Genomic DNA, 14,197 nt, shown 5'->3' on the forward strand with positions numbered 1-14,197 from the left:
CCCCGGGCGTCCGTTCCCTGCCCGGAGCCTGTTACCCGATGCGTCTGCTCGCTCTGCCTGCCTTCGAGGACAACTACATCTGGGCGCTGGTCGACGACGAGGGCGATGCGCTGGTGATCGATCCGGGCGACGCGGCCCCCGTGCTGGCCGCCACCGGCAACGGCCTGTGGCCGGCAGCGGTCCTGGTCACCCACCACCACCCCGACCATGCCGGCGGCATCGCGGCCCTTCGGGCGCGCTGGCCCACCCTGCCGGTGTTCGCGCCCGAGGACGACCGCATCCCCGATGCAACCGAGCGCGTCGGGGACCGCGATACTGTTGCGGTAAAGAACTGGCGACTGTCCGTGCTGGCCGTGCCGGGCCACACACGCTCGCACATCGCGTTCCACGGCGGCGGCACGGACGGACAACCGCACCTGTTCTGCGGAGACACCCTCTTCAGCCTGGGCTGCGGCCGCCTGTTCGAAGGTACGCCGGCGCAGATGCTCGCATCGCTCGACCGTCTCGTGGCGCTGCCCGACGCCTCGCTGGTCTGCTGCGGTCACGAATACACGCTGGCCAATGCCGCGTTTGCCAGCGCCGTAGACCCCTATAACCCGGCCTTGCGCCATCGCATCGAGGAAGCCCGCGGCATGCGCCAGGCCGGCCGCCCCAGCCTGCCGGTCACGCTCGCCAGCGAGATCGCGAGCAACCCTTTCCTGCGGGTGGATACCGAGGCGGTCCGCGCTGCGGTGTCCCATCGCCTGGGCCGAAATCCCGTCGACCGGGTGGAGACGTTCGCCACGCTGCGGCAGTGGAAAAACGACTTCCGCGCATGAAACAGCGCACGCGCCTTCACCGGGCCCTGCTGGCTGCCGGGCTTGCCGTTGCGACGCATGCAGCGGTCGCCGCCGATCCGCCTGCGCAGGCGGGGACGCAGGCTGTCCCCGCCCAGCCAGCGATCGAACCGGCCAGCCTTCCCGCCAGTCATCAGCGCAGCGGGCTGGAGATCTACCAGCGCTTCCGCGATGGGCTCGCCGATCCGGAGTGCGACAGCGAGGCGACCAACGGCCGCTGGAAGAAGCATTTCAGCCACGCGCCGGGTCAGCTGGCCCGCGCCGAGGACGACGTCCTGCCACTGTTCGGCTACGTGGTCGACGCCTTGCGCGAGGCGCACCTGCCCACCGAATTCGCCCTGATTCCGTTCGTCGAAAGCGGCTACAAGCCGGGTGCCCGCAATCCGCAGGGGCCGGCCGGGTTGTGGCAGTTCATCGGCATCACCGCGCGCAACCACGGCGTACCGATGCGCGAGGGGTATGACGGCCGGTTGTCGCCGGTGGATTCGACCCAGGCGGCCGTCCGCTATCTGAAGACGCTGCACGGCATGTTCGGTGGCGACTGGCGGCTGGCGGTGATGGCCTACAACGCCGGCGAGTACCGGGTGCTGCAATCGATGCGCCGCGCCGGCATGAACGCGCGCAATGCCCGCCCGGCCGAATTGCCGGGCCTGTCGGGCATCACCTACGCCTACGTGGAGAAACTGCACGCCCTCGCGTGCATCTTCCAGCAGGCGGACGACCGCGACGCCTGGCTCCGACAGATGGACCGTCCTGTCCCGCGCCTGGCGGCGCATGTCCTGCCCGGCGACGCCACCCTCGACGCCTGGGCCAGGGCGCAGCAACAGCCCGCCGCGCTGCTCAAGCGCCTCAATCCCGCGCTGGCCGGTCGCTTCAGCCGGGCAGGCAAACCGATGCAACTGCTGGCACCGACCAATGCGGGGGTCACCGACGCCGCAGCGCCAGCGGAAGCATCGGCGGTACCGCCGACCACGGAATCCGATGCGCGGGCCGGCACGCGCTCCGCAGGCCGTACGCATACGGTCAAGAGCGGCGACTCTGCCTGGACCATCGCGCGTCGCCACGGCATCACGACGGCGCGCCTGCTGCAGATCAATGGACTGGCGGCGGACGCCGTGTTGCGGCCGGGCATGGTGCTGAAGCTGGACGGCGACGCTGACTGACCAGGACGCGCAAAAAGAAGAATCCCGCCGGGAGGCGGGATTCGGATCGTACTCGACAGCGAAGGCGACTCAGAGGCGCTCTTCGAACACCTTCACCTTGAAGCGCTTGCGCAGCGCGTCAACGTAGGCCTGGGTCGCGATACCGGCATTGATTTGCGCCAGTTGCTGCTGCATGGCCGCGCGCTCTTCCGCAGGCACGTCCGCGATCGCGCCATCGGTCACCTTGTTCACGGTAAACACGGCATAGGCGCCGTCGCCCAACGCCACCTTGCCGGCGACCACCTTGCCGTCCGCCGGTCGACCCGCCGCGAAGATCGCGTCGTTGGCCTCGGCCGTGGGCATCGGCATCCCGCGGCGCAGACCCGGCAGTTCGTTGAAACGCAGGCCATCGGCCGCAGCGACCGTCGCCAGCGACTCGCCCTTCTGCACGCGGGCGACCAGCGCATCAGCCGCAGCCAATGCCGCCTTTTCCTGACGATCGGCGCGGATGGCGAGCACCACGGCATCGCGCGCCTTGTCCAGCGGCAACGCCTGCTCCGGCGTGTGCTGGGCGACGCGGATGACGACGCTGTGGTTGGGTGCGATTTCGATCGGATCGCTGATCGTGCCGTCCTGCACCAGCGTGTCGGAGAACGCCGCCCGCAGTACCGCCGGCACCATCGCGATGCCCTGGGGCGCTTCCTGCGAGAACGGACCCAGCTTCTGCAGCGACAGGCCAGTGGCTTCGGCCGCCGGCGCCAGCGCCGTCGGGTTCTTCAATGTTTCATTGACTAGGCGTCCGGCCAGATCGTTGAACGCCCGGTCGCGCTCGCTGTTGGCCTCTTCCGTCGCCAGCTCACCGCGCACTTCTTCGAAGCTGCGTCCCGTACCGGCATCGATCCGCTTCAGCTGCAGCACGTGATAGCCGAAGTCGCTCTTGACCGGACCGCGGATCTCGCCGGTCTGCATGGCGAACGCGGCGTCTTCGAAGGGTTTGACCATCGAACCGTCCTGCGCGAACGGCGGCAGCTCACCACCGGCGTCCTTCGAACCAGGGTCTTCCGAATTCGCGCGCGCCAATGCCGCGAAGTCGGCGCCTTCGCGCGCCTGCTTGGCGAGTGCGGCAGCCTTTTCCTCGGCCTTCTTCTGCGTGGCGGCGTCCGCACCGGCGTCGGTCGCGATCAGGATGTGCGCGACCACACGCTGCTCCGGCGACATGAAGCGCGACTTCTCGGCCTCGTAGCGCTTGCGCAGCGCCGCCTCGTCGGCTGCCGCCGCGACCGGCAGCGTCGCGCCATTGATCTCGACGTACTCCAACGACACCTGCTCGGGTCGCTTGAAATCGTTCTTGTGGCCGTCGTACCACGCTTTGACCTGCGCATCGGTGACAGGCGCCGTGTCCTCCGCCACCGGCGGCAGCAGCGCAACGCCGATGTCGCGCGTCTCGCCCAACAGCTTCCACATGCGCGTCTGTTCGCCTTCGGTCACGAAGTCGGAATCGCCGATGGCCTGCGGCACCAGCAGCATGCGCAGGCGCTCGCGCTGCTGTTCCTGGAACTGCAGCGGCGAGACCGCCGGCACCTGCGATGCGAGCAGCATCTGGTACTGCTCGGGGCTGAACTTGCCGTCGACCTGGAACGCCGGCTCGCTCGCGATCATCTCCTGCACGGCCGCGTTGCCCACGACGATACCGGCACGCTTCGCGCCCAGCGCCAGCACCTTCTGGTCGATCAGTTGCTCCAGCACCTTGCGCTTGTTGTCCGCGCTTTCGAACTCGCGCGGATCGAACGCATCACCCAGCGCCTGGCGCTGCTGCTGGCGTGCCTGCTCGAACGCCGCGCGGAAGTCCTCCTGGGTAACCTCTTCCCGCTGCCAGAGCATCGACGCCGGCCACCACTGCGGCGCGGACTCCCACCAAGTCGGCGGCGCTTCCACCAGCGCCACGTCACTGGCGGTGCCACCGGTCATGTACTCGTTCACGCCAACGAAGGCGAACGGAATGATCAGCAGACCCAGGATGAGACTGGCGATCCAGCCGGAGGTTTTGTCGCGGAGTTTCTGCAGCATGTGCGCACGGGACCCGAATTCGTTCAGCCGCGAAGTTTAGCGCGCCATGGAGGCGGCGTCTCGCCATCCTGCGGCAACCCTCGAGGCAGGCCGGCCGAGACGTCCCACAAGACGAGGACAGCAAAAAGCCCGCTTTCGCGGGCTTTTTGGGTGAAATGGCGGAGTGGACGGGACTCGAACCCGCGACCTCCGGCGTGACAGGCCAGCATTCTAACCGACTGAACTACCACTCCGCGCTGAGACGAACATTGTAAGACGATTTCAGCGCTTTCCGCTAGACCATCCAACAATTTTTTTAACCTTGCACCGCCCCGATGTGGTGGGTGCTGAGGGTTTCGAACCCCCGACCCTCTCCGTGTAAGGGAGACGCTCTACCGCTGAGCTAAGCACCCAGGGTGATCGCACCCTGCCATCGGCAGCGAGTCGATTAGTTTACGGCATCCTTCAGGGCTTTGCCAGCCTTGAACGCAGGATTCTTGGACGCCTTGATCTTGATGGTGTCGCCGGTCTTCGGGTTGCGGCCGGTGCGGGCGGCGCGCTTGCGGACCTGGAAGGTGCCGAAGCCGACCAGCGTCACGCTGTCGCCCTTCTTGAGGGCCTTCGTGATGCTGGAGATGACGGCGTCGACGGCGCGGCCGGCTTCGGCCTTGGACACTTCGGCTTCGTCGGCGACGGCATCGATCAATTCGGTTTTGTTCATTGAGTAACTCCCTGTGCGGCACAACCGCGGAATGAGTGGCCGGAACCGCGGGCTTCACTTGCCTCACTGGAACCGTCCGTTATGTCCACGCGCATCAAGGCACAGCCTCGTGCATGCGGGTGACGTCGTTATACCAGTGCAAAAAATGCCACGCAAGCCGAAAACCCAGCAATGACGCGGGTTTCAGGGCGATGACAAGCACCGCCCGTCGCATTGTTCAATGCTTCACGCCGGGTTGCTGAGACCCTTTGCTGCGCTCCTTCTTGGTCGCCGGTACCTTCCGCTCGCCGCCCGTACCGCCTGCGGCGGGCACCGGCGCCAATGGCCGCTCCAGCGCGAGATCGAGCACCTCGTCGATCCACTTCACCGGCACGATCTTGATGCCGTCGGTGACATTCGCAGGAATGTCGGCCAGGTCCTTCTTGTTCTCGTCAGGAATGATGACGGTAGTGATGCCGCCACGCAGGGCCGCCAACAGCTTTTCCTTGAGGCCACCGATCGCGGTGACGCGGCCACGCAACGTGATCTCGCCGGTCATCGCCACGTCCGCGCGCACGGGGTTCTTGGTCAGCGCGGATACCAGTGCGGTCACCATTGCGATGCCCGCACTCGGACCGTCTTTCGGCGTCGCGCCATCGGGCACGTGCAGGTGCACGTCGTGCTTCTGCAAGAACTCCGCATCGACGCCCAGGCTCACCGCCCGGCCGCGCACGACGGACATCGCCGCAGAACCCGATTCCTTCATCACATCGCCCAACTGTCCGGTGAGCAGCATGTTGCCCTTGCCGGGCACCAGCGCGACTTCGATCTGCAGCAGGTCGCCGCCGACTTCCGTCCACGCCAGCCCGGTGACCAGACCGATCTCGTTCTGCTCCTCGGCGCGGCCGAAGTCGTAGCGACGCACGCCGGCGTACTTCTCCAGATTCTTGGAGCTGACCTGCATCGCAGCCGCTTTCTTCTTTGCCGGCTTGGGCCCCGCCAGCGCGATCTCCTTGACCACCTTGCGGCAGATCTTGGCGACTTCACGCTCGAGATTACGCACACCGGACTCGCGCGTGTAGTAGCGCACCAGGTCGCGAATCGCGCTTTCAGCGATCTTCAGCTCGTCAGCCTTCAGGCCATTCGCCTTCAATTGCTTCGGCACGAGGTAACGCTGTGCGATGTTGACCTTCTCGTCCTCGGTGTAACCCGGGATGCGGATGACCTCCATGCGGTCCAGCAACGGACCCGGAATGTTCAGCGAATTCGAGGTCGCGACAAACATCACCTCGGACAGATCCAGATCGACCTCGAGGTAATGGTCGTTGAAGGCGTTGTTCTGTTCCGGATCCAGCACCTCGAGCAGCGCGGACGAGGGATCGCCGCGGAAGTCCATCGACATCTTGTCGATCTCGTCCAGCACGAACAGCGGGTTCTTGCTGCCGGTCTTGTTGAGGTTCTGCACGATGCGGCCCGGCATCGAGCCGACATAGGTCCGGCGATGTCCGCGGATTTCCGCCTCGTCGCGCACGCCGCCGAGCGACATGCGTACGAACTTGCGGTTGGTCGCCTTGGCGATGCTCTGGCCCAGCGAGGTCTTGCCGACGCCCGGCGGGCCGACCAGGCACAGGATCGGGCCCCGCAGCTTCTTCACGCGCGACTGCACCGCGAGGTACTCGAGGATGCGCTCCTTGACCTTCTCCAGACCGTAGTGGTCGGCGTCCAGCGTGTCCTGCGCGACCTTGAGATCCTTGCGCACCTTGGTGCGCTTGTTCCACGGCACGCCGAGCAGCCAGTCCAGATAGTTGCGGACGACCGCCGCCTCCGCCGACATCGGCGACATCTGCTTGAGCTTGTTGAGTTCGTTGCGCGCCTTCGTTTCGACGGGCTTCGGCATGCCGGCCTCAGCGATCTTGCGTGCGAGCTCTTCCAGTTCGTTGGGCGCCTCGTCGAGCTCGCCCAGCTCCTTCTGGATGGCCTTCATCTGTTCGTTGAGGTAGTACTCGCGCTGGCTCTTCTCCATCTGCGACTTCACGCGCCCGCGGATGCGCTTCTCCAATTGCTGCACGTCGATTTCACCGTCGACGAAACCGACCAGCAGCTCAAGCCGCTCCCCGACCTCGACGGTTTCCAGCAGGCGCTGCTTGTCGCTCAGGCGCACGCCCAGGTGCGCGGCGATCGTGTCGGCAAGCCGGCTCGGCTCGTCGATCCCGGCCAGAGTCTGCAGCAGTTCGGGCGGCAGCTTGCGATTGGTCTTCACGTACTGCTCGAACAGGCCCATCAGCGAGCGGGCCACGGCCTCGATCTCGCGCGGCTCGCGGGCGTCAGTGGAATCGACCTCTTCGCCTTGTCCATACAGGGAGCCATCACGCTCGACGACATTCGACACGCTCACGCGCGTGGTGCCCTCGACCAGCACCTTGATCGTGCCATCCGGCAGCTTCAGCAACTGCAGGACCTGCGCGAGCGTGCCGACGGTGTACAGATCGGCCGCGGCAGGATCGTCCGTCTCGGCGGATTTCTGCGCCAGCAGGATGATGCGCTTGTCGGCCTCCATCGCCTGCTCCAGCGCACGCATGGACTTGTCACGCCCCACGAACAGCGGGATGACCATGTGCGGGAACACCACCACGTCACGTAGCGGAAGGACCGGCAGGTCGAGGATTTCAGTCTGGGGACGGCGGGGCATGGGGGCTCCAGCGAAGGTCGGAATACGGAGGTGCGTGCGCACCAATGGGCCCGTTATGGGGCCATCGCCGGGGGGATGCAAGAGCGTCGCCAAAACCCCAATGGAACCGGCGACTTGCAGGCGAGCGCCAGAAACTGAACAGGCGCCACGAGGGCGCCTGTCAGGAGAAGTTTTGCGGCCGGATCACTCCGCCGAGGCGACCTTCGGTGCCGGCGGATTCTGGTAGATCAGGTACGGCTCGGACTTGTGTTCGATCACCGACTCGTCCACGACCACCTTGCTGACGTTCTCCAGCGATGGCAACTCGTACATCGTGTCGAGCAGCACCGACTCCACGATCGTGCGGAGACCACGTGCGCCCGTCTTGCGCTTCAACGCCTTGCGGGCGATCGCCGACAACGCGTCGGGCCGGAACTCGAGTTCGACGCCTTCCATCTCGAACAGCTTCTTGAACTGCTTGGTGATGGCGTTCTTCGGCTCGGTGAGGATTTTGACCAGTGCGGTCTCGTCCAGTTCTTCCAGCGTGGCGACGACCGGCAGGCGGCCGACGAACTCGGGGATCAGGCCGAACTTGATCAGGTCTTCCGGTTCGACTTCCGACAAGACCTTGCCGACTTCCGGCTTCTTCTCGGAACTCTTCACCTTGGCACCGAAACCGATACCGCTGGCCTCGGTGCTGCGCTGCTGGATGATCTTGTCCAGGCCGGCGAACGCACCGCCGCAGATGAACAGGATGTTCTTGGTGTCGACCTGCAGGAATTCCTGCTGCGGGTGCTTGCGGCCGCCCTGCGGCGGAACGCTGGCGACCGTGCCTTCGATCAGCTTCAGCAGCGCCTGTTGCACGCCTTCGCCGGACACGTCCCGGGTGATCGACGGGTTCTCGCTCTTGCGCGAGATCTTGTCGATCTCGTCGATGTAGACGATGCCCTGCTGCGCCTTGTCGACATCGTAGTCGCACTTCTGCAGCAGCTTCTGGATGATGTTCTCCACGTCCTCGCCCACATAACCGGCTTCGGTCAGCGTGGTGGCATCGGCGATGGTGAACGGCACGTTGAGCAGGCGTGCCAGCGTCTCCGCCAGCAGCGTCTTGCCCGAACCGGTCGGGCCTGCGAGCAGGATGTTCGACTTGGCCAGTTCGACCTCGTCGTTCTTGCTGCGGCTCTCGATACGCTTGTAGTGGTTGTAGACCGCCACCGCCAACGTGCGCTTGGCGCGGTTCTGGCCGATCACGTACTGGTCCAGGACCTCGAGGATCTCGCGCGGCTTGGGCAGGTGGCTGCGGGCGGACTGCGCCTTCTCTTCCAGCTCTTCGCGGATGATGTCGTTGCACAGCTCCACGCATTCATCGCAGATGAACACGCTCGGGCCCGCGATCAGCTTGCGGACCTCGTGCTGGCTCTTGCCGCAGAACGAGCAGTACAGGATTTTTGTGCTGTCGCCGGAACGGCCCTGACGATCTTCGCTCATGCTGGTATTACTCGGTCGCTCAACCTGCCCGGGAGGGCTTGCGGTCGGAGAATAGCACACGGTCCCGGCGTGTCAGCCGGGCCCGTGAACAGGGGGATTTGGGCCAGAAAACCGCTCAATCCGGGGATCAGGCCGACTGGATGGAATCGTCCGGGCGACGCTCGAGCACCTGGTCGACCAGGCCATAGGCCTGCGAATCCGCCGCGCTCTTGAAGTTGTCGCGCTCGGTATCGCGCTCGATGGTTTCCAGCGACTGGCCCGTATGGTGGGACAGGATGGCGTTCAGCTTGGCGCGCAGCGTCAGGATCTCGCGGGCATGGATGTCGATATCCGTGGCCTGGCCCTGGAAGCCGCCCAGCGGCTGGTGGATCATCACGCGCGAATTCGGCAGCGCATACCGCTTGCCCTTCGCGCCCGCCGCCAGCAGCAGCGCGCCCATGCTGGCCGCCTGGCCCACGCAGATCGTGCTCACGTCCGGCTTGATGTACTGCATGGTGTCGTAGATGGCCATGCCGGCCGTCACCACGCCACCCGGCGAGTTGATGTACAGGCTGATGTCCTTCTCCGGATTTTCGGCTTCCAGAAACAACATCTGCGCCACGATGACGTTCGCCACGTGGTCGTCCACGCCGCCCACCAGGAAGATCACGCGCTCCTTCAGCAGACGGGAATAGATGTCGTAGGCGCGCTCGCCGCGGCTGGTCTGTTCGACCACCATCGGCACCAGGTTGAGGGCTTGGGTTTGAATGGTCATCGGTTCTCGCGCCTGTCGTTCATGGGAAGGTCCGGCCTAGGATAGCCGGACCTTCTGCCCGGGCGGGCGCCCGGATCAGTTGCGGATGGCTTCCTGGAAGGAAAGCGCCTGCTCGGTGTGCTGGGCGCGCTCGGCGATCCAGTCGATCACCTGCTCTTCCATCACACGACCCTGCAGACTGTTCATCAACTGGGGGTCGTTGCGGTACAACTCAATGACCTGCTCCGGCTCTTCGTAGGTCGAGGCGATCAGGCGCAGCGTCTCGTTCAGGCGCTTCGGGTCCAGGCGCAGCTGGTTGCGGCGGGCCACCTCGCCCACCAGCAGGCCGACCAGGACGCGCTTGCGGGCGGCATCCAAAAAGCCTTCGTGGGCATTGTCCGGGATCTGCACGTTCTGGCCCTGGCGGCGGGCCTGCTCGGCGGCCTGCTGGACCATCACGCGGGCCTCGTTCTCGACCAGGCGCGGCGGCATCTCGACATGGGCGTAGGCGGCAATCAGCTGCTCGCCGACTTCACGGCGCAGACGGGTCATCAGCGCGCCCTTCAGCTCACGCTCCAGGTTGCTGCGGATGTCCGAGCGGAACTGCTCGGCGTCGCCGCTCTTCACGCCGAAGCTGCGGATGAACTCGCGATCGACCTCGGGCAGCACCGATTCGGCCACGTCGGTGACCTTGACGTGCACGTCAACCTGGCGGCCCGCCAGCTGCGGCACACGCCAGTCGGCCGGGAACGTCACCGACACCGTCTTCTCGTCACCCTTCGTCAGGCCGACCAGCGCCTGTTCGATCTCGCCGAACATCACGCCCGACCCGATCAGGGTGGCGCCCTTTTCGGACCCTTCGGCCGGCATGCGCTCATCGCCCGCCTGCGACCACGTCTCCAGCGCAACACGGTCGCCTTCCTGCGCGCCACGTTCGACGACCTGGAAGGTGCGGCGCTGCATGCGCAGGTTGTCGATCATCTGGTCGATGTCGGCGTCGCTGACGTCGGCGGTATTGCGTACCACGGTGAGCTTGGCAACGTCGACGTCGCCGAAGTCCGGCACCACCTCGAACGTGGCGACGAAGTCCAGCTCGCCTTCGCCCTGCTTCTCGATGCGCGGGTTGCCGGCCAGCTGCAGCTCCTGGTCGCGTACGGCATTGTTGAAGGTCTCGCGCAGCAGGCCGTCGAGGGCTTCGGCACGCACCTGGTCACCGAAGCGCTGCTCGATGACCTTGGCCGGCACCTTGCCGGGGCGGAAGCCCTTGATGCGCGCGGTGCGCGACAGCTCGCGCAGGCGGCCGCCGATGTGGGTGTCCAGACGCTCCGCCGGCAGGCTGAAGCTCATGCGGCGCTCGAGATTGCCGACCGATTCGACCGAAACTTGCATACTCACTGACTCCTGCGGCCACGGCTCAGCCGGGGCGATGTTGATAATCCGGGACGCCTGGGACGCAGGCACAAGGCCCGTCCCGGCGGAACTTGCTAGTTTCGCCGATTCCGCCGCAGGCTGCCAGCGGGGACGGGACATCAGGATTGCGGAGCCGCCATCGGGGCCGCTCACGGGCATCGGCGGGGCCGTCTCGGCGCCAGCATGGTGCGAAAGGAGGGACTCGAACCCTCACGGGGGTTACCCGCTGGAACCTAAATCCAGTGCGTCTACCAATTCCGCCACTTTCGCAGGTCGCCGCATTGTACGCATCGGCCCGCCGGGCCCGGCAAGAAAAAAGCGCCCGGAGTGACCGGGCGCTTTCGGCTTTGGTGGGCTGTCAAGGATTCGAACCTTGGACCTATTGATTAAGAGTCAACTGCTCTACCAACTGAGCTAACAGCCCCGAAAAACTGGGCGCGTAGTGTACCCGCATCCCTTGCTTGTTACAAACCCTGCGAAGCAGGATTTTTGCATCGATGGGGTGGAAGACGGGATTTGAACCCGCGACCCCCGGAATCACAATCCGGTGCTCTAACCAACTGAGCTACATCCACCACTGAAACCTGTTGCTCCTGCCGAAGTTTGCCACACGTGGCGCGCCCGACAGGACTCGAACCTGTAACCGCCGGCTTAGAAGGCCGGTGCTCTATCCGGTTGAGCTACGGGCGCTCTGTCCGGATTGTCGCATCCCCGCCCTTCCGGAACACACCCTAGCGGCACATCAGACTGGTCGGGGTAGAGGGATTCGAACCCCCGACCCTCTGCTCCCAAAGCAGATGCGCTACCAGACTGCGCTATACCCCGACGAGGGTCCCGGCGTGACGTCTGGACGTCAACGAGGTCGCGTATTGTCGGAATCCGCGGCCCGACTGTCAAACAAAACGTGATCGACCCCGGCCTGCGATATGCTCCCGGTCTGGGGACAGCATGTCCAGCAACCACGTGAGGGGACCACCATGCGTAGCGGCAATCCGGCACTGAAGGAATCGACGTTCCTCGACCTTGGCAGCGGCGCGGTCGTCGCGCGCGACGGCGAGGCGATGACGCTCAACGGCACCATCAACAAGACCGGGATCCTCTTGTTGCTGACGGTGCTGACCGCCGCGTTCTCCTGGAACCAGGCGCTGGGCCCGGACGGCCTGCCCGCTCCCGGCTTCGCGGTGTACATGTGGGGCGGCGCCATCGGCGGCCTGGTGCTGGCGCTGATCACGGTCTTCAAGAAGACCTGGTCGCCCGTCACTGCGCCGCTGTACGCGCTGGTCGAAGGCTTCTTCCTGGGAGCAATCTCGGCGGTCTACAACGCGCAGTTCGGCGGCATCGTGATGCAGGCGGTGATGCTGACCTTCGGCATCCTGTTCGCGCTGCTGTTCGCCTACCGCAGCGGCCTGATCAAGGCTACCGAGAACTTCAAGCTGGGCGTGGTCGCCGCTACCGGCGGCATCGCACTGGTCTACCTGGCGACCATCGCGCTCGGCTTCTTCGGCATCAAGATTCCGTTGATCCACGAATCCGGCCTCATCGGCATCGGCTTCAGCCTGTTCGTCGTGGTCATCGCGTCGCTGAACCTGGTACTGGATTTCGACTTCATCGAAACCGGTGTCGAACAGGGCGCGCCGAAGTACATGGAGTGGTACGGCGCGTTCGGCCTGATGGTCACGCTGGTGTGGCTGTACCTGGAACTGCTGCGCCTGCTGTCGAAGCTGCAGTCGCGCGACTGAACACAACGCCGGTCTTCATGAAAAGGGCGCCTTCCGGCGCCCTTTTCTTTTCAGCCGTTCGCCGTGCTGGTCTGTCGATGCCGACGCGACGGCCACACCATGAAGAGCACGGTCACGATCGCAAGCAGCCAGCAGTAGTGCACCTTGCCCATCAGCGCCAGCGGCGACAGCCCGGCCAGTGAGGCCGCCAGCAGGATCTGCGCGCCGTACGGCAACAGGCTCTGGACGATGCAGACGAAGATGTCGAGCACGCTGGCCGCACGCGCGGGCGGTACGTCGTGGCGTTCGGCAATATCGCGCGCCACGCCGCCGCTGATCAGGATGGCCACCGTGTTGTTGGCGGTGAACACATCCGTCAGCGACGCCAGCGCGGCGATGCACCACTCGCCCGTACGACGCCCGGTGTTGCCACGGGCAAGCCGAGAAATCTGGGCCGCCAACCAGTGCAGACCGCCGCTGGCCTTCATCAGCGCACCCAGGCCGCCGATGAACAGCGCCAGCAGGGTGATTTCCACCACGCTCTCGAAGCCGGCGTAGATGTCGTCGGTGAAGGTGGGCAATCCGTAATCCTGCGGCCCGAAGAACACACCGAACAGCCCCGCGACCACCAGCCCGACGGTCAGCACGACCAGCACGTCGAGCCCGCTGATCGCCAGCGCCAGCACCAGCACATAGGGCAGCACCAGCCAGGGCGAGGCCGGTTCGGCCGCCTCGACGGGCGAAGCGTCGCCCACCACGGCCAGCAGCGCGAGCGTCACCACCGCGGCGGGCAGCGCGATCTTGATGTTCTCCCGGAACTTCTCGCGCACCGTGCAGCCCTGGGTACGGGCGGCGGCAATGGCCGTATCCGAGATGACGGACAGGTTGTCGCCGAAGGTCGCACCACCGATCACCGCACCCACCACCAGCGCGCGATCGATGCCGGCGGCATCGGACACGCCCAGCGCGATCGGGGTAACGGCCGCGATCGTGCCCATCGACGTACCCACCGCCAATGAGAGGAAGCCAGCCACCAGGAACAGTCCCGGCAGGATCAGCGCGGGCGGCAGCGCTCCCACGCCCAGTGCGACCACCGCATCCACGGCGCCGATCTGCTTGGTGACCATGGCAAAGCCGCCCGCCAGCAGGAAGATCAGGCACATCAGCACGATGTTGCTGTCGCCGATGCCCTGCAGCAGCGTGTCCATCGCCTTGACGCCTGCCCGGTGCGCGATCCACAGACCAAGCGCGATGGCCGGCAGGATCGCCACCGGCGCATGCAGCCGATAGAACCCCATCGCATCGCCCTGCTCGGTGTAATACAGGCCGGCGCCGAAGAACAGCGCCAGGAACAGCAGCAGCGGAGTCAGCGCGAGGGCGCTGGGACGGACGGACATGAACAGGGCCTTCTGCGTGGGCCGCGGATTGTGCGTGCCCTTCGCCTCGCATCCAACCT

At 65.5% G+C, this 14,197-nt stretch carries 10 protein-coding genes and 7 tRNA genes; 3 read left to right on the forward strand and 14 right to left on the reverse strand.

Annotated elements, in window-relative coordinates:
* Positions 1-38 precede the first annotated feature (38 nt).
* Both gloB and IB230_RS09720 read left to right on the forward strand, forming a co-directional pair.
* Positions 39-818 carry a hydroxyacylglutathione hydrolase gene (gene gloB / locus IB230_RS09715; protein WP_192271648.1) on the forward strand — a complete coding sequence of 260 codons (780 nt, stop codon included), beginning with the start codon at positions 39-41 and terminating at the stop codon, positions 816-818.
* Positions 815-1,999, forward strand: a complete 1,185-nt coding sequence (locus IB230_RS09720) for a lytic transglycosylase domain-containing protein (protein WP_192271657.1) — start codon at positions 815-817, stop codon at positions 1,997-1,999. Before gloB ends, IB230_RS09720 begins: the two co-directional genes overlap by 4 nt.
* Positions 2,000-2,068: 69 nt before the next feature.
* Here IB230_RS09720 and IB230_RS09725 read toward each other — a convergent pair whose 3' ends face one another.
* From IB230_RS09725 to IB230_RS09785, 13 genes are all read right to left on the reverse strand, one after another.
* Entirely contained in the window at positions 2,069-4,045 is a 1,977-nt protein-coding gene (locus IB230_RS09725) for a SurA N-terminal domain-containing protein (RefSeq protein WP_192271660.1), read from the reverse strand.
* A gap of 156 nt (positions 4,046-4,201) precedes the next feature.
* A tRNA-Asp gene (locus tag IB230_RS09730) sits at positions 4,202-4,278 on the reverse strand.
* An 84-nt stretch (positions 4,279-4,362) separates the two neighbouring features.
* Positions 4,363-4,437: transfer RNA gene (locus IB230_RS09735), tRNA-Val, on the reverse strand.
* A 35-nt stretch (positions 4,438-4,472) separates the two neighbouring features.
* Positions 4,473-4,769: an HU family DNA-binding protein gene (locus tag IB230_RS09740; protein ID WP_225583236.1), complete on the reverse strand. Its 297-nt coding sequence runs from the start codon at positions 4,767-4,769 to the stop codon at positions 4,473-4,475.
* A gap of 193 nt (positions 4,770-4,962) precedes the next feature.
* Positions 4,963-7,413: an endopeptidase La gene (lon, locus tag IB230_RS09745; RefSeq protein ID WP_192271662.1), complete on the reverse strand. Its 2,451-nt coding sequence runs from the start codon at positions 7,411-7,413 to the stop codon at positions 4,963-4,965.
* Positions 7,414-7,596: 183 nt separating this feature from the next.
* Complete coding sequence (clpX, locus tag IB230_RS09750; RefSeq protein ID WP_192271664.1) at positions 7,597-8,880, reverse strand: ATP-dependent Clp protease ATP-binding subunit ClpX; 1,284 nt, start codon at positions 8,878-8,880, stop codon at positions 7,597-7,599.
* Positions 8,881-9,007: 127 nt separating this feature from the next.
* A complete protein-coding gene (clpP, locus tag IB230_RS09755) occupies positions 9,008-9,634 on the reverse strand; it encodes an ATP-dependent Clp endopeptidase proteolytic subunit ClpP (protein WP_192271666.1) in 627 nt (208 codons plus the stop codon).
* A 75-nt stretch (positions 9,635-9,709) separates the two neighbouring features.
* Complete coding sequence (gene tig / locus IB230_RS09760; protein ID WP_192271668.1) at positions 9,710-11,002, reverse strand: trigger factor; 1,293 nt, start codon at positions 11,000-11,002, stop codon at positions 9,710-9,712.
* Between the two features lie 205 nt (positions 11,003-11,207).
* Positions 11,208-11,293, reverse strand: a tRNA-Leu gene (locus IB230_RS09765).
* A 78-nt stretch (positions 11,294-11,371) separates the two neighbouring features.
* Positions 11,372-11,447 (reverse strand) — tRNA-Lys (locus IB230_RS09770).
* Between the two features lie 74 nt (positions 11,448-11,521).
* Positions 11,522-11,598 (reverse strand) — tRNA-His (locus tag IB230_RS09775).
* A 38-nt stretch (positions 11,599-11,636) separates the two neighbouring features.
* Positions 11,637-11,713: transfer RNA gene (locus IB230_RS09780), tRNA-Arg, on the reverse strand.
* A gap of 58 nt (positions 11,714-11,771) precedes the next feature.
* Positions 11,772-11,848 (reverse strand) — tRNA-Pro (locus tag IB230_RS09785).
* Positions 11,849-12,000: 152 nt separating this feature from the next.
* Here IB230_RS09785 and IB230_RS09790 point away from each other — a divergent pair.
* Positions 12,001-12,762: a Bax inhibitor-1/YccA family protein gene (locus tag IB230_RS09790; RefSeq protein WP_192271670.1), complete on the forward strand. Its 762-nt coding sequence runs from the start codon at positions 12,001-12,003 to the stop codon at positions 12,760-12,762.
* A 50-nt stretch (positions 12,763-12,812) separates the two neighbouring features.
* On the opposite strand, the gene IB230_RS09795 is transcribed toward IB230_RS09790, so the two are convergent.
* A complete protein-coding gene (locus IB230_RS09795) occupies positions 12,813-14,138 on the reverse strand; it encodes a Na+/H+ antiporter NhaC family protein (protein ID WP_192271672.1) in 1,326 nt (441 codons plus the stop codon).
* Positions 14,139-14,197 lie beyond the last annotated feature (59 nt).

It is taken from the genome of Pseudoxanthomonas sp. PXM01 (assembly GCF_014851815.1).
Classification (GTDB): Bacteria; Pseudomonadota; Gammaproteobacteria; order Xanthomonadales; family Xanthomonadaceae; genus Pseudoxanthomonas_A.

Coding starts and splice junctions, on each gene's coding strand:
- gloB (WP_192271648.1), top strand. CDS start 39: ATGCGTCTGCTCGCTCTGCCTGCCTTCGAGGACAACTACATCTGGGCG.
- IB230_RS09720 (WP_192271657.1), top strand. CDS start 815: ATGAAACAGCGCACGCGCCTTCACCGGGCCCTGCTGGCTGCCGGGCTT.
- IB230_RS09725 (WP_192271660.1), bottom strand. CDS start 4,045: ATGCTGCAGAAACTCCGCGACAAAACCTCCGGCTGGATCGCCAGTCTC.
- lon (WP_192271662.1), bottom strand. CDS start 7,413: ATGCCCCGCCGTCCCCAGACTGAAATCCTCGACCTGCCGGTCCTTCCG.
- clpX (WP_192271664.1), bottom strand. CDS start 8,880: ATGAGCGAAGATCGTCAGGGCCGTTCCGGCGACAGCACAAAAATCCTG.
- clpP (WP_192271666.1), bottom strand. CDS start 9,634: ATGACCATTCAAACCCAAGCCCTCAACCTGGTGCCGATGGTGGTCGAA.
- tig (WP_192271668.1), bottom strand. CDS start 11,002: ATGCAAGTTTCGGTCGAATCGGTCGGCAATCTCGAGCGCCGCATGAGC.
- IB230_RS09790 (WP_192271670.1), top strand. CDS start 12,001: ATGCGTAGCGGCAATCCGGCACTGAAGGAATCGACGTTCCTCGACCTT.
- IB230_RS09795 (WP_192271672.1), bottom strand. CDS start 14,138: ATGTCCGTCCGTCCCAGCGCCCTCGCGCTGACTCCGCTGCTGCTGTTC.